General features: G+C 68.4%; 15 protein-coding genes and 1 tRNA gene. 10 read left to right on the top strand and 6 right to left on the bottom strand.

Annotated elements, in window-relative coordinates; translation table 11 throughout:
* Positions 1-21: 21 nt before the first annotated feature.
* The 8 genes from hscB to LG388_RS14850 all read left to right on the top strand — a co-directional run bounded on the left by hscB (position 22) and on the right by LG388_RS14850 (position 6,125).
* Positions 22-540, top strand: a complete 519-nt coding sequence (gene hscB, locus LG388_RS14885) for a Fe-S protein assembly co-chaperone HscB (RefSeq protein WP_225783493.1) — start codon at positions 22-24, stop codon at positions 538-540.
* A gap of 46 nt (positions 541-586) precedes the next feature.
* A complete protein-coding gene (gene hscA, locus LG388_RS14880) occupies positions 587-2,443 on the top strand; it encodes a Fe-S protein assembly chaperone HscA (protein ID WP_225783492.1) in 1,857 nt (618 codons plus the stop codon).
* Positions 2,444-2,487: 44 nt separating this feature from the next.
* A complete protein-coding gene (gene fdx / locus LG388_RS14875; protein ID WP_225783491.1) occupies positions 2,488-2,826 on the top strand; it encodes an ISC system 2Fe-2S type ferredoxin in 339 nt (112 codons plus the stop codon).
* A 48-nt stretch (positions 2,827-2,874) separates the two neighbouring features.
* Positions 2,875-3,597: a DNA polymerase III subunit epsilon gene (gene dnaQ / locus LG388_RS14870; RefSeq protein WP_225783490.1), complete on the top strand. Its 723-nt coding sequence runs from the start codon at positions 2,875-2,877 to the stop codon at positions 3,595-3,597.
* 62 nt (positions 3,598-3,659) lie between these two features.
* Positions 3,660-3,734, top strand: a tRNA-Val gene (locus LG388_RS14865).
* A gap of 120 nt (positions 3,735-3,854) precedes the next feature.
* Positions 3,855-4,961 (top strand): NAD(P)/FAD-dependent oxidoreductase, encoded by a 1,107-nt coding sequence (locus LG388_RS14860; RefSeq protein ID WP_225783489.1) that lies wholly within the window; start codon positions 3,855-3,857, stop codon positions 4,959-4,961.
* A gap of 115 nt (positions 4,962-5,076) precedes the next feature.
* Entirely contained in the window at positions 5,077-5,388 is a 312-nt protein-coding gene (locus LG388_RS14855; protein WP_225783488.1) for a DUF883 domain-containing protein, read from the top strand.
* Positions 5,389-5,447: 59 nt separating this feature from the next.
* A complete protein-coding gene (locus tag LG388_RS14850) occupies positions 5,448-6,125 on the top strand; it encodes a phage holin family protein (RefSeq protein ID WP_225783487.1) in 678 nt (225 codons plus the stop codon).
* A gap of 179 nt (positions 6,126-6,304) precedes the next feature.
* On the opposite strand, the gene LG388_RS14845 is transcribed toward LG388_RS14850, so the two are convergent.
* Positions 6,305-7,384, bottom strand: coding sequence for a quinone-dependent dihydroorotate dehydrogenase (locus LG388_RS14845; RefSeq protein WP_225783486.1), 1,080 nt, complete (start codon positions 7,382-7,384; stop codon positions 6,305-6,307).
* A gap of 44 nt (positions 7,385-7,428) precedes the next feature.
* Between LG388_RS14845 and rpiA the strand changes: the two genes are divergently transcribed.
* Positions 7,429-8,118, top strand: coding sequence for a ribose-5-phosphate isomerase RpiA (rpiA, locus tag LG388_RS14840; protein WP_225783485.1), 690 nt, complete (start codon positions 7,429-7,431; stop codon positions 8,116-8,118).
* 54 nt (positions 8,119-8,172) lie between these two features.
* Here the strand turns inward: rpiA and LG388_RS14835 are convergent, their stop codons facing one another.
* The 5 genes from LG388_RS14835 to LG388_RS14815 all read right to left on the bottom strand — a co-directional run bounded on the left by LG388_RS14835 (position 8,173) and on the right by LG388_RS14815 (position 15,207).
* On the bottom strand, positions 8,173-8,841 hold the full coding sequence (locus LG388_RS14835; protein ID WP_225783484.1) for a glutaredoxin domain-containing protein: 669 nt from the start codon (positions 8,839-8,841) through the stop codon (positions 8,173-8,175).
* 123 nt (positions 8,842-8,964) lie between these two features.
* Positions 8,965-11,013 carry a M3 family metallopeptidase gene (locus LG388_RS14830; RefSeq protein ID WP_225783483.1) on the bottom strand — a complete coding sequence of 683 codons (2,049 nt, stop codon included), beginning with the start codon at positions 11,011-11,013 and terminating at the stop codon, positions 8,965-8,967.
* A 90-nt stretch (positions 11,014-11,103) separates the two neighbouring features.
* Positions 11,104-11,955: a bifunctional methylenetetrahydrofolate dehydrogenase/methenyltetrahydrofolate cyclohydrolase FolD gene (gene folD / locus LG388_RS14825; protein WP_225783482.1), complete on the bottom strand. Its 852-nt coding sequence runs from the start codon at positions 11,953-11,955 to the stop codon at positions 11,104-11,106.
* A gap of 109 nt (positions 11,956-12,064) precedes the next feature.
* Positions 12,065-12,709, bottom strand: coding sequence for a response regulator transcription factor (locus LG388_RS14820; protein ID WP_225783481.1), 645 nt, complete (start codon positions 12,707-12,709; stop codon positions 12,065-12,067).
* Positions 12,706-15,207 carry a PAS domain S-box protein gene (locus LG388_RS14815; RefSeq protein ID WP_225783480.1) on the bottom strand — a complete coding sequence of 834 codons (2,502 nt, stop codon included), beginning with the start codon at positions 15,205-15,207 and terminating at the stop codon, positions 12,706-12,708. The genes LG388_RS14820 and LG388_RS14815 overlap by 4 nt, the downstream gene beginning before the upstream one ends.
* Positions 15,208-15,435: 228 nt before the next feature.
* Here LG388_RS14815 and aceE point away from each other — a divergent pair, with 228 nt between their 5' ends.
* On the top strand, positions 15,436-18,168 hold the full coding sequence (gene aceE, locus LG388_RS14810) for a pyruvate dehydrogenase (acetyl-transferring), homodimeric type (protein ID WP_225783479.1): 2,733 nt from the start codon (positions 15,436-15,438) through the stop codon (positions 18,166-18,168).
* Positions 18,169-18,207 lie beyond the last annotated feature (39 nt).

Below are 18,207 nucleotides of genomic sequence, written 5' to 3'. Positions count from 1 at the left end.
GCGCCCGAGCATGTACCCGCCATGAATCTGCAGGACACTGATTTCGAACTCTTCGCGGTACCGCCCACCTTCGCGCAGGACCGCGCGCAGCTCGACGCGCGCTGGAAGCAGCTTCAGCGCGAGGTGCATCCGGACCGCTTCGCCTCGCAAGGCAGTGCCGCGCAGCGCCTGGCCATGCAGTGGTCGGTGCGCATCAACGAGGCCTACCAGCGCCTCAAGGACCCGCTCAAGCGAGCCGCCTACCTGTGCGAGCTGCACGGTGCGCCCATCGAAGCCGAGAACAACACCGCCATGCCGGCCGAGTTCCTGATGCAGCAGATGGAATGGCGCGAGGCGCTCGACGATGCGGCCGACCTGCCGGCGCTCGATGCGCTGCAGGAACAGGTGGACGCCGCCCGCGCCCGCGCACTGTCCTCGCTGGACTGGCTGATCGACGAGAAAGGCGACTGGCCGGCAGCGGTCGCGCAGGTCAGAGCCCTGATGTTCATCGAGCGCTTTGTGCACGAGCTCGGCCAGCGCGCCGATCGCTTGGGACAATAGGTCTCGCCGTCGCGCCGGACTCCGGCGCCGGACTTTTCTTTCTCTCATGGCACTTCTTCAGATTTCAGAACCCGGCCAGGCGCCCGATCCGCACCAGCGCCGCATCGCCATCGGCATCGACCTGGGCACCACGCATTCGCTGGTGGCCGCCGTGCGCAACGGCGTGGCCGAATGCCTGCCCGACGAACAGGGCGAAGTGCTGCTGCCTTCGGTGGTGCGCTACCTGGACGGGCAACGCCGGCAGATCGGTGCGGCCGCCAAGGCGGCCGGCGCCCAGGACCCGGCCAACACCATCAGCTCGGTCAAACGCCTCATGGGGCGTGGCCTCGCGGACATCGGCCATGCGGCCTCGCTGCCCTACGCCCTGGTGGACGAAGGCGGCATGGTGCGGGTGCAGACCGCGGCGGGCCCGAAGTCGCCGGTGGAAGTGAGCGCAGAGATCCTGGCCACGCTGCGCTACCGCGCCGAAGACACCTTCGACGGCGAGCTCTACGGCGCGGTGATCACCGTGCCAGCCTACTTCGACGAAGGCCAGCGCCAGGCGACCAAGGACGCCGCGCAGCTGGCGGGCCTGAACGTGCTGCGCCTGATCAGCGAACCCACGGCAGCGGCCATCGCCTACGGCCTGGACAACGCGGCCGAGGGCGTCTACGCCGTGTACGACCTGGGCGGGGGCACCTTCGACGTGTCCATCCTGCGCCTGACGCAGGGCGTGTTCGAGGTGATCGCCACCGGCGGCGATTCGGCGCTGGGCGGCGACGACTACGACCATGCGCTGCTGGCCCATGTGCTGGCGCAGACCGGCGTGGTGCCGGCCAGCGCGGGCGACCGCAGCGCGCTGCTGACGGCGGCGCGCGCCGCCAAGGAGGCGCTCACCGAGGCATCGCAAACCACCTTCTCGGCCGAGTTGTCTGGCGGCCCGTGCCGCCTCGTGCTGACTCGCGAGCAGTTCGAAGCGGCCACGCAGGCCCTCACGGAGCGGACGCTTGCCGGCGTGCGCAAGGCCTTGCGCGACGCGGATCTGAAGGCGGCCGATCTGCAGGGCATCGTGCTCGTGGGCGGGGCCACGCGCATGCCGCAGGTGCGCGCGGCGGTGGAGCGCTTCTTCGGTCGCCCGCCGCTCATCGACCTCAACCCCGACGAGGTGGTGGCACTGGGGGCGGCCATCCAGGCCAACCAGTTGGCCGGCAACGACAGCCATGGCGATCTGCTGCTGCTGGACGTGATTCCGCTGTCGCTGGGCATCGAGACCATGGGCGGGCTGGTGGAGCGCATCGTGCCGCGCAACACCACGCTGCCCACGGCCATGGCCCAGGACTTCACCACCTACCAGGACGGCCAGACCGCGCTGGCGCTGCACGTGGTGCAAGGCGAACGCGACCTGGTGGCCGATTGCCGCAGCCTGGCGCGCTTCACGCTGCGCGGCATTCCCCCGATGGCCGCGGGCGCGGCGCGCATCCGCGTGAGCTTCACCGTCGATGCCGACGGGCTGCTGTCGGTCAGTGCCAGGGAGCAGACCAGCGGCGTCGAGGCCAGCGTGGCCGTCAAGCCTTCCTATGGCCTGTCGGACGAGCAGATCGCCACCATGCTGCAGGAGAGTTTCTCGACCGCGCAGCAGGACATGGCCTCGCGGGCGCTGATCGAGGCACGCGTGGATGCCGAGCGCATGCTGCTGGCCACGCGCAGCGCCCTGGCCGCCGATGGCCACTTGCTCGACGATGCGCAGCGCGCGCGCATCGACGAACTGCTGGCGGCGCTGGAAGCCGCGCGCAGCGCGGACGATGCCGCAGTGGTGGAAGCCGCCACGAAGGCGCTGGCCGAGGGCACCGAAGCCTTCGCGGCTCAGCGCATGAACGCCGGCATCGCTCGGGCACTGGCCGGCCGCAAGCTCGAATCCCTCTAGACCCTAGACCTCTAGAACAACCACACGGAACGACCCAGCACGCGATGCCCATCATCAAGATCCTTCCTCACGCGGAGTACTGCCCGGAGGGCGCCGAGATCACGGCGCCGGCCGGCACGTCCATCTGCGAAGCCCTGCTCGACAACAAGATCAACATCGAGCACGCCTGCGACATGAGCTGTGCCTGCACCACTTGCCACGTGATCGTGCGCGAGGGCTATGCCTCGCTGAACGAGGCGCAGGAGGAGGAAGAGGATCTGCTGGACCGCGCCTGGGGCCTGGAGCCGCAATCGCGCCTGTCCTGCCAGGCCATCCTGGCGCAGCAGGACGTGACGGTGGAGATTCCGAAGTACTCCATCAACCACGCCAAGGAAAACCACTGAGCGTGCACCTCGCGCTCGAGCTGTCCGCCTGCCATTGAAGGAGCATGGATGTCGCGCCAGATCGTCCTCGACACCGAAACCACGGGCCTGTCCGCCGACAACGGCGACCGCATCATCGAGCTGGGTTGCGTGGAGCTGCTCAACCGCAAGCTCACGGGCAACGACCTGCACCTGTATTTCAATCCTGACCGGGAGAGCCATGAAGACGCCTTGAAGGTGCACGGCCTGACCACCGAGTTCCTGGCCGACAAGCCGCGCTTCGAGACTCTGGCCCCGGACATCGTGGCCTACCTGAGCGGTGCAGAGCTCATCATCCACAACGCACCCTTCGACGTCGGTTTCCTCAACAAGGAACTGGAGCGCGCCGGCCTGCCGCCGCTGCGCAGCCACGTGGGCGAGGTGATCGACACGCTGGTGATGGCCAAGCAGCTCTACCCGGGCAAGCGCAATTCGCTCGACGGCCTGTGCGACCGCTTCGGCGTGGACCGGTCCAACCGCACGTTCCACGGCGCCAAGCTCGACGCGCAACTGCTGGCGGATGTCTACATCCACCTCACCCGAGGCCAGGATGCGCTGCTGATCGAAGTGGCCAGCGACGAACCGGCCCCCGGCATGGTGCTGGAGCAGGTCGACCTGCGCGGCTTCACGCTGCCCGTGCTGCTCGCCTCCGACGACGAGTTGAGCGCGCATGCGCAGGTGCTGGGCGAGCTGGACAAGGCCAGCGGCGGAAAAACGATCTTTCGTGCGTACGAGGAAAAAACTGTGGCATAATTTAAGTCTTCGCTCAGCACTGCTGGCGAAGACGGGAAGACGCAGCACCCGGCGGCTTCTTCGGGCGATTAGCTCAGGGGTAGAGCACTGCATTCACACTGCAGGGGTCAGTGGTTCGATCCCACTATCGCCCACCAATTCCAAGCGAACGGCACCTTCGGGTGCCGTTCGCTTTTTCGCGTCCGCTTCTGGCTCGGCCTGGCTTGGCCTGGTCGGGTCGGCCGCGATGCGTGGCGCGCTGCGGCTAAGCTCGCGGCATGGAAAAAATCGATTGCGTGGTCATAGGCGCGGGCGTGGTGGGGCTGGCCGTGGGGCGTGCGCTGGCCCTGCAGGGGCGCGAGGTGCTCGTGCTCGAGTCCGAAGGCGCCATCGGCACCGGCACCAGTTCGCGCAACAGCGAAGTCATCCACGCCGGCATCTACTACCCCCAGGGGTCGTTGAAGGCGCGTCTCTGCGTCCAGGGGCGCGACCAGCTCTATGCCTATGCCGAGGCGCGCGGCGTGCCGCACCGCCGCTGCGGCAAGCTGATCGTCGCGACCAGCGATGCGCAGCTGGCCGCGCTGCAGGGCATCCAGGCCAAGGCTGCGGCCAACGGCGTGCATGACCTGGCGCTGATCGATGCCGCGCAAGCGAAAGCGATGGAGCCCGCCTTGCATTGCGTGGCCGCATTGCATTCCCCCAGCACGGGCATCATCGACAGCCATGCGCTCATGCTGAGCCTGCAGGGCGACCTGGAGCACGCGGGCGGCCTGCTGGCGCTGCGCTCAGGTGTCGATGCCGCGCAGGTCCGGCCCGAAGGCATCGTGCTGAGGACCGCAGACGGTGGCGAGTGGCTGTGCCGCACCGTCGTCAATGCCGCCGGCCTGCAGGCGCCCGCCCTGGCGCGGCGCTTCGCGGGCCTGGGGCCCGAACACGTGCCTGTAGCTCACTGGGCGAAGGGCAACTACTTCGTGCTGTCGGGGCGCGCGCCGTTCAGCCGGCTCATCTATCCCGTGCCCGAAGCCGCGGGCCTGGGCGTGCACCTGACGCTGGACCTGGGCGGGCAGGCGAAGTTCGGGCCCGACGTGCAATGGGTGGAATCGCCCGCCGACCTGGAGGTGGACCCCGCGCGGGGCCAGGCCTTCTATGCCGAGGTGCGCCGCTACTGGCCCGCGCTGGCCGATGGCGCGCTGATGCCGGGCTATGCGGGCATGCGGCCGAAGATCAGCGGCCCGGGCGAGGCCGCGGCCGACTTCCTGATCCAGGGGCCACAGGAGCATGGCGTGCAGGGTCTCGTCAATCTCTTCGGCATCGAGTCGCCCGGGCTCACCAGCAGCCTGGCCATCGCGGACCATGTCACGGCCTTACTCCATCGTGAACGCTAGGGCATGGGCCGTGGCCCCGGGCGCTGGGGGTAACATGGCCGGCACGCCGTTTGCAGGCGTGCTCATCGTCGGCATGGGGCCGATGTCTGGAATTCACTGAGGGGAAGGTTCTTCCATGTCCGCATCCAACAATCTCGAAGCGCGTGCCAATGCCGTGGTCGAAGACCTGGCGCAAGACGTCAAGAACGTGCTGTCCGACACCGAACTGGCATCCAAGGAAGAAGTCCGCAAGCTCAAACAGCGCGTTGAATCCAAGATGACCGTGGTGCGTGCGCTGGCGGCCGAGAAGAGCCGCCTGGCCGCCCGGAAGGCCAAGGATGCCGCGCATACCGCCAACGTGTACGCGCACGACGAACCCTGGCAGATCGCCGGCGCCGCCCTGGCCGTGGGCGTGCTCGTGGGCCTGGTGCTGGGCAGCCGCCGCTGAAGCCCGGTGCGGATGGCACGACAACCGAGCGTCGAGGGCGCGGCGCCGTGGAGGCGCCCATGAAGCAGTTGCTGGCATTGCTCGGCATCGAGCGCCGCATCGCGCATGCACGCGAAGTGCTGGGCGAAGGCGTGATGGCCGCCGAGGACCGTGTGCAGCTGCTGCGCATGGCCTGGGACGAGGAAAAGCTGCGCCTGCGCCGCCTGCTGCTGCTGCTGCTGGCGCTGGTGGGCCTGACCTTCATGATGACGGCGCTGCTGTCGGTGGCCGTCATCGTCCAGTTCTGGGACACGTCCTACCGCGCGACCGCGGCCTGGGCCGTGGCCCTGGCCTGGCTGGTGCTGTGGGGTGGGGCGCTGTGGGCGCTGCTGGCGACCATCCAGGACACGCCGCCCACGGTGGCGGTGGCGCGCGACGAACTCGCACGCGACCGCGACTGGCTGGAGCAGCGCTTCGGCGACGAGGACAGGCCGCCGAAGGTGCGCCCGGCCACGCGGCAGGAACTGGTGGACCGCATCGAACGCCAGCGCCGCCGGCTGGCCCTGCAGGAGCGCATGGAGGCCGTGGCCGACGAAGCGCCCCGGCCCGAGAGCACCTCGGAAAAGGCCTTGCGCCTGGCGCGCGAGCACCCCATGGCTGCAGGCGCGGCTGCGGCCGTGGCCCTGGCCGCCATCGGTCCGCGGCGCCTGCTGCGGGTGGCCGGATGGGCCCTGCCCATTCTGTGGAAGTTGCGCTGAGCGCCGCAGGCGCACCGGGCAGCCGGCCGACGGCCGGCCGGAAACAAGAACCGGCGCTTCCTGCGCCGGTTCTTCACCGCCGGGCCGCCCCCAGATGACAAGCGCTCCCCCGGAGGGCCACCGACCTCGCGCAGCGGGGGAGCGAGGGACCATCTTTCAGGCGTGACGGAAGCCGGGGCTCAGCGGCCGTACGCCAGGGCGCGAGCCGCCTGTGTCACCAGCGCCGGGCCGCGGTAGATCAGGCCGGTGTAGACCTGCACCACGTCGGCCCCGGCTTCGCGCTTGGCCAGGGCATCCGCTGCGCTCAGGATGCCGCCCACGCCGATGATGGGAAAGTCCGGGCCCAGCGCCGTGCGCAACTGCGCGATCACGCGGTTGCTGCCCTCGCGCACGGGCGCGCCCGACAGGCCGCCCGCCTCCTGCGCATGCGGCAGGCCCGCCACCGCGTCGCGCGCGAGCGTGGTGTTGGTGGCGATCACGCCGTCCAGGCCTTGCCGCCGCAGTGTGGCGGCGATCACGTCCACCTGGGTGGCGTCCAGGTCCGGCGCGATCTTGAGGAACATGGGCACGTGCCGCTCCTGCGACTGCGCCAGGCGCGCATGCTCTTCCTTGAGCGCGCCGAGCAGGGCGTCCAGCGCGGCATCGCTTTGCAGGCTGCGCAGGTTGGCCGTGTTGGGGCTGGAGATGTTGATCGTCACATAGTCGGCATGCGGATACACGCCGCGCAGGCCGAGCCGGTAGTCGTCCACCGCACGCTCGATGGGCGTGTCGGCATTCTTGCCGATGTTCAGGCCCAGCAGCATGGGCGCCCGCCCGCGGGCCTGTGCCTGTTGCCGGAAGCGCGCACGCTGCACATTGGCCACGAAGGCGTCCAGGCCTTCATTGTTGAAGCCCAGGCGGTTGATCAGCGCGTCGGCCGCCGGCAGGCGGAACATGCGCGGCCGGGGGTTGCCGGGCTGGGCGCGCGGCGTGACCGTGCCGACCTCGACGAAGCCGAAACCCATGGCGCAGAAGGCATCGATGCAGCGGGCGTTCTTGTCCAGCCCCGCGGCCAGGCCCACCCGGTTGGGAAAGTGCAGGCCCGCCAGCGTGACGGGGTCGTCCACGCGCGCGGCTGCATAGAGGCAGGCCAGCGGCGTGTGCTGCGTGCGGGCCAGGTTGTCCAGGGTCAGCTCGTGCGCGGCCTCGGCGTCCATGCTGAAAAGCAGGGGCCGTGCCAGACCATAGAGGCCGGAAAGACCGGGGAAGGGAATGGGCATCGGATAATTCGCGGCTTCTTCAGACGAACCCAGGATTCTCCCCGATGACGAGCGCCCCGATGACCCAGGATGAACTCAAGACCCTCGTGGGCCGCGCGGCGCTGGATTACGTGGTGCGCGGCGAAATCGTGGGCGTGGGCACGGGCTCCACGGTCAACAAGTTCATCGACGCCCTCGCCACGATCAAGGACCAGATCCGCGGCGCGGTGTCCAGCTCCGTCGCCTCCACCGAGCGCCTGCAGGCGCTGGGCATTCCCGTTTTCGACAGCAACGCGGTGGACGAACTCGCCGTCTACATCGACGGCGCCGACGAGATCGATGGCCAGGGCCACATGGTCAAGGGCGGCGGTGCGGCGCTCACGCGCGAGAAGATCGTGGCGGCGCAGTCGCGCAGCTTCGTCTGCATCGCCGATGTGTCCAAGCGGGTGCATGCGCTGGGCGCCTTCCCGGTGCCGGTCGAGGTGATCCCGATGGCCGCCCAGCGCCTGGTGCGCCAGTTCGCGGCGAAGGGCGGCCAGGCCGCGCTGCGCATGAAGGACGGCGCGCCGCTGGTGACCGACAACGGCCAGCACATCCTGGACGTGCGCGGCTTGCGCATCACCGATCCGCTGGCCTTCGAAACGGAAGTGAACCAGTGGCCCGGCGTGGTCACGGTGGGCGTGTTCGCGCACCAGAAGGCGCAGGTCTGCCTGCTTGCCACGCCCGAGGGCGTGCAGACGCTCAAGTACGCCTGAGCGCGCGCGGGCGCAGCGGCGGTCGCGCGCTGAACAGGGGAGTGCGGGCCGCGCTTAGAAACGGATGCCCGCCGGGTTGTCGGGGGTCGGCGTACCGGGCGGTGGCGGCGGTGGGGCACTCAGTGTGCGCGCAGCCGGCGGCGCAGGTGCGGCGGATGCCGCCGGCACGGCCGGGCTCACGGCCACCAGCGGCTGGGCGGGCGGGTTGCGGTAGCCCGCCGGCAACTGGATGCTGGGCGCGTAGCCGGCCGCATCCAGGTAGCGCGACCATTCTCCGTCCGAGAAGCCCTTGAGCTGCTGGCTGCCCACGGTCAGCAGGGGCAGCGCGTTCTGGCCGCTCAGGCGTTCGAGCGCTGCGGCGTCCTGCGGCGTGCCCACGGTGCGTTCTTCAAAAGGGATGCCGCGCGTCTGCAGCAGCGTGCGGCCGGCCGCGCAGGGCTCGCAATCGTTCTTCGTGTACAGCGTGACGGGGTAGCGCTGCACGGTCTGGCGCAGGGCATAGGGCAGGGCGCCCGTCGCTGCCGCTGCGGCTGCGCCTGCTGCGCCGTGGCCTGCCGCGCCCGTGCTACTGGATGGCGGCGCGCTGCCGGCGGCAGGCGGGCGGTCCGAATAGGTCACCCGGCCGTGGGCGTCCACCGAGCGGTACAGGTTCTGGGCGCCCGCCGCGCCTGCGAGGAACAGCAGGCCCAGGGCGCCCAGGTGAAGAAGAGGGCGGGTGCGCATGGAAGGGTCGAGAAATGCGAAGACCCCGAGCGTACCCCAGCAGGCCGCGCGGGCTGAAGGCCTGCGTCCGGGAGGCCTGCGAACGAGCTCCCGGCTGCCCACCGTCCTGGCCGCGAGAGGGTTTCAGGCGGCGAGCGGTTCGGCCATGCCCTGGTGGCGCAGCAGCGCGTCGAGCTGGGGCTCGCGGCCGCGGAAGGCCTTGAACGAATCCATGGCGCTGCGGCTGCCGCCTGCTTCGAGGATGGCCTGGCGGTAGCGCCGGCCGGTTTCCACGCTGGGCAGGCCGTCCGCGCCCGCGGTTTCTTCGAAGGCGGCGTAGGCATCGGCGCTCAGTACTTCGGCCCACTTGTAGCTGTAGTAGCCCGCGGCATAGCCGCCCGAGAAGATGTGGGTGAACGTGTGCGGCGTGCGGCTGAAGGGCGGCGAAGGCAGCACGGCCACTTCGTCGCGCACCTGGCCCAGCAGTGCCATCACGGCCCCGGGGGCCGCGCCGGCCGCATGGAATTCGGTGTGCAGCAGCATGTCGAACAGCGCGAACTCGATCTGGCGCAGCGTCTGCATGCCGCTCTGGAAGTTCTTGGCCGCGATCATCTTGTCGTAGAGCGAACGCGGCAGCGGCTCGCCGGTGTCGGCGTGGGCCGTCATGTGCCTGAGCACGTCCCACTCCCAGCAGAAGTTCTCCATGAACTGACTGGGCAGCTCGACCGCGTCCCATTCGACGCCGCTGATGCCCGAGACATCGCGCTCGTTCACCTGCGTGAGCATGTGGTGCAGGCCGTGGCCGAACTCGTGGAAGAGGGTGATGACGTCGTCGTGCGTGAGCAGCGGCGGCTTGCCATCCACGCCTTCGGCGAAGTTGCACACCAGCTGCGCGACGGGCGTCTGCAAGGCGCCGGTGTCGGGGCGCAGCCAGCGCGCACGCACGTCGTCCATCCAGGCGCCGCCGCGCTTGCCGACGCGGGCCGAGGGGTCAAGGTAGAACTGGCCAACCTTCTGGCCCTGGCGTTCGATGCGGTAGAACTCCACCGTGGGATGCCACACGGGCGCGCTGTCGCGGCGGATGCTGACTTCGAACAGGGTCTCGACGATCTTGAACAGGCCGGCCAGCACCTTGGGCGCCGGGAAGTACTGTTTCACCTCCTGCTCGCTGAAGGCGTAGCGCGCCTCCTTGAGCTTCTCGCCGATGTAGCTCCAGTCCCAGGGCTGCGGATCGGCCAGACCCAGTTCACTGGCCGCGAACTGGCGCAGTTCCGCCACGTCGCGCTGGCCGTAGGGCCGCGCGCGAGAAGCCAGATCGCGCAGGAAGCCGGTCACCTGTTCGGGCGATTCGGCCATCTTGGGCACGACCGACAGGGCGCCGAAGTTCGGGTAGCCCAGCAGCTTCGCCTCTTCCTCGCGCAGCGCCAGGATCTCGGTGATCAGCGCCGTGTTGTCGAAAGCCGGATCGCCCAGTTCGCTGGCGCGCGTGACGTAGGCGCGGTACAGCCGCTCGCGCAGGGCGCTGCTCTTGGCGAACTGCATCACCGGCAGGTAGCAGGGCATCTTGAGCGTGAGCCTGTAGCCGGCTTTGCCTTGCGCCTCGGCGCCCGCACGGGCGGCGGCAATCACGTCTTCCGGCAGGCCGTCCAGTTCGTCGCGCTCGGCGAAGTAGGCGAAGGCATCCGTGGCGTCCAGGGCATGTTCGCTGAACTTCTGGCTCAGTTCGGCCTGGCGCTCCTGGATCTGCGCGAAGCGCTCCTTGGCCGCCCCCCGCAGTTCGGCCCCGCCCAGCACGAAGTTGCGCACGGCATTGCGGTGCGCCTGGGCCTGCTCCGCGGTGAGCGTGGCCGGATCGATGGCCTTGTACTTGGCATACAGGCGCTCGTCCGAGCCGAGCTGCGTCCAGAAGGCCGTCACGCGCGGCATCGCCTCGTTGTAGGCGGCGCGCAGCTCGGGCGTGTCGGCCACGGCGTTCAGGTGGCCCACCGCGTTCCAGGCGCGCGACAGGCGTTCGGTGGCGACGTCCAGCACCCGGGCGATGGCGGTCCAGTCGGCCGGGAAGTCCGGCGCCGTCACCTGCTCCAGCGCTGTCACGGCTTCCTGGAGCAACACGTCGACCGCCGGGCCGACATGCTCCGGACGGATCTGGTCAAACAGGGGCAGGTCTTGGAAGTCGAGCAGGGGAGAGGTCATGGAGGGCATTTTGTGGCAGGCGCGCGTGCTTCAAGGCGCGGCGCCTGCATCGCCGCGATGCGGCGGGGCGATGGCCGAGTGGCCGCGGTCTCAGCCGGCCGCGCGTTCTGCGGCCTCGAGCGTGTTCACCAGCAGCATGGCCCGCGTCATCGGGCCCACGCCGCCCGGCACGGGCGTGATCCAGCTGGCCACTTCCTTGACGGCGTCGAAATCCACGTCGCCGCACAGCTTGCCTTCGGCATTGCGGTTCATGCCCACGTCCAGCACCACGGCGCCGGGCTTGACCATGTCGGCCGTCACCAGGTTCTGCTTGCCCACGGCGGCCACGATCACGTCGGCCTGGCGCGTGATGGCGCCCAGGTCGGCCGTGGCGCTGTGGCAGATGGTCACGGTGGCGCTGCGGCCCAGCAGCATCATGGCCATGGGCTTGCCGACGATGTTGCTGCGGCCGATGACCACGGCATGCTTGCCGCGCAGTTCGTAGCCGATGCTGTCGAGCATCTTCAGGCAGCCGTGCGGCGTGCAGGGCCAGAAGCCCGGCTGGCCGACCATGAGGGCGCCGGCACTGGCGACGTGGAAGCCGTCGACGTCCTTGGCGGGCGAGATGGCCTCGATCACCTTGTGGCTGTCCATGTGCTTCGGCAGCGGCAATTGCACGAGGATGCCGTGCACGGCCGGGTCGTCGTTCAGCGCGTGGATGCGGGCCAGCAGGGCCGCTTCGCTCATGCCGGCGGGGTGCCGCTCGAGGTTCGCGACCAGGCCGGTCTCGCTGCTGTCGTTGACCTTGTGCTTCACGTACACCTGGCTCGCCGGGTCGTCGCCGACCAGCACGATGGCCAGGGTGGGCTGGATGCCGCGCGCCTGGAGGGCGGCGGTGCGGCCGGAGACGTCGGCGCGGATCTGGCGGGCGAGGGCATTGCCGTCGATCAGTTGGGCGGTCATGAGAGGCTTTCTCTGCGGGCTTCGAAAAGGGGCGGCGGGGGTGGTGGTGCCAAATGCAAACGCCCGCTCACGGGCAGGTGGAGCGGGCGTCGGCGGGATGCAGGGGGCTTCAGGGCGCGGCGGGGGCGGCCTTGCTGGCCGGCGTCTGGCCCAGGGCGATCTTGAGCAGGTCGGCCACGGTGTTGGCGTTGAGCTTTTCCATGATGTTGGCGCGGTGCGCCTCCACGGTCTTGATGCTGATGCCCAGGTCGTCGGCAATCTGCTTGTTCAGGCGGCCGGCCACGATGCGTTCCAGCACCTGGCTTTCGCGGCCCGTCAGCTTGGACAGCAGCGCATCGCGGCTGGCCGACTGCTGGTGCTGCGCGAAGGCCGAGCGGGCGTGTTCGAGCATGCGCTCGACTAGGGCCACGAGCTCGTCCTCGTTGAAGGGCTTCTGGATGAAATCCATCGCGCCCTTCTTCATCGAGTCCACGGCCATCGGCACGTCGCCGTGGCCCGTGATCACCACGATGGGCAGTGGCGACTTGCGCTCGATCAGCTTGTCCTGCAGCTCCAGGCCGGTCATGCCGCCCATGCGGATGTCCACGATCAGGCAGGCGACTTCGCGCGGGTCGTAGCGGGAGAGAAAGGATTCGGCGGAATCGAAGCAGCGGACCCGGTAGTCCTTGCCTTCGAGCAGCCATTGGAGGGAATCGCGCACTGCCTCGTCGTCATCGACAACGTAAACGGTACCTTTCTTCGGGATCAAACTCATGCAGATACCTTTGCCTCGTCAATCGCTGTGGGATCGATGGCGCCTGATACCGGGATCCAGAAGGAGAAACGGCACCCGACCACGTCCGTTCCATTGTAGAGGTTCTCCGCATGCACCCGGCCGCGGTGCGACTCGACGATGGAGCGGCACAGATTGAGGCCGATGCCCATGCCTTCGCGCTTGGTGGAGAAGAAGGCCTCGAACAGGCGTTCCAGCACTTCGGGCGCCAGGCCCGTGCCGGTGTCCTGCACCGAGAACTCCACCGCCGGATGGCCTTCCATGACCTTGGGCACCACGCGCAGCTCCACGCTGCGGTGCGAGGCGGGCCGCTCGGCGGCGTCGATGGATTCGGCGGCGTTCTTCATCAGGTTGACCAGCACCTGTTCGATCAGGATCGGGTCCACCATCAGCTTGGGCAGGCGCGCCGCCACGTAATGGTTCAGGCGCACGTTGCGCCGGCGCAGTTCGATGCCGGCCAGTTCCACCGCTTCGCTGACCATGGCCGAGACGTCCGACAGCGTGCGGTTGGGTTCGCTGCGCTTCACGAAGCTGCGGATGCGCTGGATGATCTGGCCCGCGCGCTGTGCCTGCTTGGCCGTTTTCTCCAGCGCGCCCAGCAGCGCCTCTTCGTCGATCTGCTGGTTGCGGATGCGCGAGGCCATGCCGTTGCAGTAGTTGCTGATGGCCGTGAGCGGCTGGTTCAGCTCGTGCGCCACGCTGGAGGCCATCTCGCCCATGGTGATCAGGCGGCTGGCGGATTGCGCGCGGTCGGCCTGGGCGGCGGCCTGCTCCTCGGCGTCGCGGCGCGGCGTGATGTCGGTGGCGATGACGAGCTGCGCCAGGCGCCCGTCGACCCAGGTCAGGTAGCGCGAGCGCACTTCCAGCCACTTGCCCAGCTCATGGATGAAGATCTCGTTGTTGGCGGGCTGGGCCGTGGTCAGCGTGTCCACCGGCAGGCCGGCCAGCGGGTCCACGTCATCGAAGTCGGCCTCCGGCGTCTGCGCGGCCGGAACGCCCGCCTGGGCCACCATGTGCAGGTGGCCCACGGTGTCGGAGCCGAACCACGAGCGGTACATCTTGTTGGCGAACAGCAGCTCCTCGCTGCCCAGCGGCGCCACCGACACCGACGCGTCCAGCGCCTCCAGCACGGTGGTGAAGCGCTCGTATGACGCCGACAGCTGCTCGCGGATGCGCGTGGGCTCCGTGATGTCGGTCATCGAGGTCATCCAGCCGGTCTGCTGGCCCTTGGCGTCGATCAGCGGCGACACATACAGCCGCGCGTTGAACACGCTGCCGTTCTTGCGCTTGACGCGCACCTGGAAGCCGCCGGGCAGCGAGCGGCCATGGATCTCTTCCTCCAGCCGCTCGTTCATCAGCTCGTGGTCGGTTTCGAGCCAGTAGGGGAAAGGCGGCTTCTGGCCCACCAGTTCCTCCTCGCTCCAGCCCGTCATGGCGCAGAAGGCGGCGTTCACGTAGGTGATGCGGCCCTGCAGGTCCAGCACGCGCATGCCGGTGAGCATGGAGTTCTCCATCGCACGGCGAAAGTTCGTCTCGGCCACCAGCGCCTGCTGCGCCTGCAGCCGGCGGCGCGTGTGCCGCCAGGTGCCGATCAGCATCCAGCTGGTCAGCACGGACAGGGCGGCCACCATCCAGAACAGGCCGTTGCCGACCAGGCCCTGCGAAGTGCGGTAGGCCTGCGCGCGCAGCAGGAGCCCGTTGCCCACCGGCGAGACGGGCACCTCGAACTCGCGCGTGTCCCCGGTCCACGCGCGCAGGCCCTCGGCCTCGCGTTCCGTGAGCGCGCTGCCCGCGATCACGCCGCGCTTGTCGTCCAGCAGCGAGACGGCATAGCGGAAGTTGACTTCCGGCGGCACGCCGTAGCGCAGCAGCCCATCCACCGAGAACTCACCGAGCACCACGCCCGCGAAAAGGCCCTGGTCGTACAGCGGGATGTGCAACTGCAGCATGTTGGGCGGCTCGGCGCCCGCGGCGGGCTGCGAGAACACCGGCTGGCGCAGCTCGCGCGCGAGCGCGTAATGCGTTTCGATGTCGCCCGGCCGCAGCACATCCCCCACGGGATGCTGCTGCGAAGGATGCACGCTGGGCGCCGCATAGCTGGCGCGGATGGCGCGGCGGTCGTCGATCCAGCTGATCACCTGCAACTCGGGGTTCTGGCTGACCAGCGATTCGGCGCGGCTGGTGAATTCCGCCGCGTCGATCTCGCGGTTGCCGGCGTCGCGCGCCAGCCGCATCAGCTGTTCCTGCCGCTCCAGCAGACGCAGGCGCAGGCGTTGCTGCGCATATTCCACGTCACGGCGCACGGACTCGAGCTCGCGTTCGTGCTCTTCCAGACGCAGGTAGCCGAAAGCGGCCACGATGGCGGCCAGAAAGAGCAGCACGGCGCCCAGCGGCGCCAGCATGGCCACGCGGTCCTGCCGGCCCGGCGTCTGGCGGCGCCACCAGCGTTGCCACCACTTCAGCGGTGAGCCTTCGATCACGCCGCAGTCCACAGTTGTTTCATCCGATGAAGTGTAGGCGCGCGCCGCGGGGACAAGGCCTCAGGGACCTGCCGCCTGCCTCGGTCGAACGGGGTCCGAGAACGATTAATTTCATAATAAGAAAGATAAAAGCACCATTTGGAATAACGAAATTTGTGTGAGACACTTCCGCGACTGCTAGCTCGGCGGTACTAAATTACGCCCACACACCATCAAGGAGACCACAGGATGTCGGCCAATCCCGAGACCCACTTCAGCGCGACTGCCCAGGACACAGACGCCCAGGAAACGAAGGAGTGGAGGGATGCGCTCTCCGCCGTCATCCAGAGCGCGGGCCCCGAGCGTGCGCACTTCCTGCTGGAGGAAATGCTGGAGCATGCGCGCCAGAACAGCGTGGACATGCCCTTCTCGGCGAACACGGGCTACGTGAACACCATCGAGCCCGAGATGGAGGCCCGCAGCCCCGGCAACCTCGAGATCGAACAGCGCCTGCGCGCCTACATGCGCTGGAACGCCATGGCGATGGTGGTCAAGGCCAACCGCCACCACCCGCCCGAGGGCGGCGACCTGGGCGGCCACATCGGCTCCTTCGCCTCGCTGGCCAGCATGTTCGGCGCCGGCTTCAACCACTTCTGGCACGCCGAGACCGAAAAGCACGGCGGCGACCTGCTCTACATCCAGGGCCACGTCTCGCCCGGCATCTACGCACGGGCCTACCTCGAAGGCCGTCTGACCGAAGAGCAACTGCTGAACTTCCGCCAGGAAGTGGACGGCAAGGGCCTGTCGAGCTATCCGCACCCCAAGCTCATGCCGGAGTTCTGGCAGTTCCCCACCGTCTCCATGGGCCTGGGCCCGCTGATGGCGATCTACCAGGCGCGCTTCCTCAAGTACCTGCACGCCCGCGGCATCGCCGACACGGCCAACCGCAAGGTCTGGGTCTTCTGCGGCGACGGTGAAATGGACGAGGTCGAATCGCTGGGCGCCATCGGCCTCGCTGCGCGCGAGAACCTCGACAACCTGATTTTCGTCATCAACTGCAACCTGCAGCGCCTGGACGGCCCCGTGCGCGGCAACGGCAAGATCATCCAGGAACTGGAAGGCGAGTTCCGCGGCTCGGGCTGGAACGTCATCAAGCTGATCTGGGGCAAGGGCTGGGACGCGCTGCTGGCCAAGGACCACGACGGTGCGCTGCGCAAGATCATGATGGAGTGCAACGACGGCGACTACCAGGCCTTCAAGGCCAACGACGGCGCCTACGTGCGCAAGCATTTCTTCGGCCGCGATCCGCGCACCGCCAAGATGGTGGAGCACATGACGGACGACGAGATCTGGAACCTGCAGCGCGGCGGCCACGATTCGCAGAAGGTCTACGCCGCCTTCCATGCCGCCCAGAACCACACCGGCCAGCCCACCGTGCTGCTCGTCAAGACCGTCAAAGGCTTCGGCATGGGCAAGATCGGCGAAGGCAAGAACACCGTTCACCAGACCAAGAAGCTCAGCGACGAGGACATCAAGGCCTTCCGCGACCGCTTCAACATCCCGATCCCCGACAGCCAGATCGCCGAGCTGCCCTTCTACAAGCCGGCCGACGACACGCCGGAGATGAAGTACCTGCACGAGCGCCGCAAGGCTCTGGGCGGCTACCTGCCGCACCGCCGCACCAAGGCCGACGAGAGCTTCACCGTGCCCGCGCTCGAGACCTTCAAGGCCGTGCTCGAGCCCACCGCCGAAGGCCGCGAGATCAGCACCACGCAGGCCTACGTGCGCTTTCTCACGCAGCTGCTGCGCGACCAGGCCCTGGGCCCGCGCGTGGTGCCCATCCTGGTCGACGAGGCCCGCACCTTCGGCATGGAAGGCCTGTTCCGCCAGGTCGGCATCTACAACCCGCACGGTCAGCAGTACACCCCGGTCGACAAGGACCAGGTCATGTACTACAAGGAAGACAAGGCCGGCCAGATCCTGCAGGAGGGCATCAACGAGGCCGGCGGCATGAGCAGCTGGATCGCGGCGGCCACCTCGTACAGCACGAACAACCGGATCATGGTGCCGTTCTACGTGTACTACTCGATGTTCGGCTTCCAGCGCATCGGCGACCTGGCCTGGGCGGCCGGCGACATGCAGGCACGCGGCTTCCTGCTGGGCGGCACCTCGGGCCGCACCACGCTCAACGGCGAAGGCCTGCAACACGAGGACGGCCACAGCCACATCCTGGCCAACACCATCCCGAACTGCGTGAGCTACGACCCGACCTTCGCGCACGAAGTGGGCGTGATCCTGCACCACGGCCTCAAGCGCATGGTGGAGAAGCAGGACAACGTCTTCTATTACCTCACGCTGCTCAACGAGAACTACGCCATGCCCGGCCTGCAGCCCGGCACCGAGGAGCAGATCATCAAGGGCATGTACCTGTGCAAGCAGGCGCCCACGCTGCAGCAGGCCAACGGCCCCACGGTGCAACTGCTGGGCAGCGGCACCATCCTGCGCGAATCCTTCTTCGCCCAGGAACTGCTGGAAAAGGACTGGGGCGTGGCCGCGGCGGTCTGGAGCTGCCCGAGCTTCAACGAGCTCACGCGTGACGGCCAGGACGCCGAGCGCTGGAACCTGCTGCATCCGACCGAAACGCCGCGCGTGCCCTTCGTGGCGCAGCAGCTCGGCGCGACGACGGGCCCGGTGGTCGCCTCGACCGACTACATGAAGGCCTACACGGAACAGATCCGCCCCTTCATCCCGAAGAACAAGGACGGTTCGGCCCGCACCTACAAGACGCTGGGCACCGACGGCTTCGGTCGCAGCGACTTCCGCAGCAAGCTGCGCGAGCACTTCGAGGTCAATCGCCATTACATCGTCGTGTCGGCCCTCAAGGCGCTGGCCGAAGACGGCGTGCTGCCCGTCGCCAAGGTGAGCGAGGCCATCCGCAAGTACGGCATCAACGCCGACAAGATCAACCCGCTCTACGCTTGAGCGCACGCACAACCCCACGCGCCTGCGGGCGGGAGACAA

The organism is Xenophilus sp. Marseille-Q4582, assembly GCF_916700565.1.
Taxonomy (GTDB): domain Bacteria; phylum Pseudomonadota; class Gammaproteobacteria; order Burkholderiales; family Burkholderiaceae_C; genus Xenophilus.
Note: the sequence above shows the minus strand (reverse complement) of the source record. Positions and strands in the feature narration are given on the sequence as shown.

Coding starts and splice junctions, on each gene's coding strand:
- hscB (WP_225783493.1), top strand. CDS start 22: ATGAATCTGCAGGACACTGATTTCGAACTCTTCGCGGTACCGCCCACC.
- hscA (WP_225783492.1), top strand. CDS start 587: ATGGCACTTCTTCAGATTTCAGAACCCGGCCAGGCGCCCGATCCGCAC.
- fdx (WP_225783491.1), top strand. CDS start 2,488: ATGCCCATCATCAAGATCCTTCCTCACGCGGAGTACTGCCCGGAGGGC.
- dnaQ (WP_225783490.1), top strand. CDS start 2,875: ATGTCGCGCCAGATCGTCCTCGACACCGAAACCACGGGCCTGTCCGCC.
- LG388_RS14860 (WP_225783489.1), top strand. CDS start 3,855: ATGGAAAAAATCGATTGCGTGGTCATAGGCGCGGGCGTGGTGGGGCTG.
- LG388_RS14855 (WP_225783488.1), top strand. CDS start 5,077: ATGTCCGCATCCAACAATCTCGAAGCGCGTGCCAATGCCGTGGTCGAA.
- LG388_RS14850 (WP_225783487.1), top strand. CDS start 5,448: ATGAAGCAGTTGCTGGCATTGCTCGGCATCGAGCGCCGCATCGCGCAT.
- LG388_RS14845 (WP_225783486.1), bottom strand. CDS start 7,384: ATGCCCATTCCCTTCCCCGGTCTTTCCGGCCTCTATGGTCTGGCACGG.
- rpiA (WP_225783485.1), top strand. CDS start 7,429: ATGACGAGCGCCCCGATGACCCAGGATGAACTCAAGACCCTCGTGGGC.
- LG388_RS14835 (WP_225783484.1), bottom strand. CDS start 8,841: ATGCGCACCCGCCCTCTTCTTCACCTGGGCGCCCTGGGCCTGCTGTTC.
- LG388_RS14830 (WP_225783483.1), bottom strand. CDS start 11,013: ATGACCTCTCCCCTGCTCGACTTCCAAGACCTGCCCCTGTTTGACCAG.
- folD (WP_225783482.1), bottom strand. CDS start 11,955: ATGACCGCCCAACTGATCGACGGCAATGCCCTCGCCCGCCAGATCCGC.
- LG388_RS14820 (WP_225783481.1), bottom strand. CDS start 12,709: ATGAGTTTGATCCCGAAGAAAGGTACCGTTTACGTTGTCGATGACGAC.
- aceE (WP_225783479.1), top strand. CDS start 15,436: ATGTCGGCCAATCCCGAGACCCACTTCAGCGCGACTGCCCAGGACACA.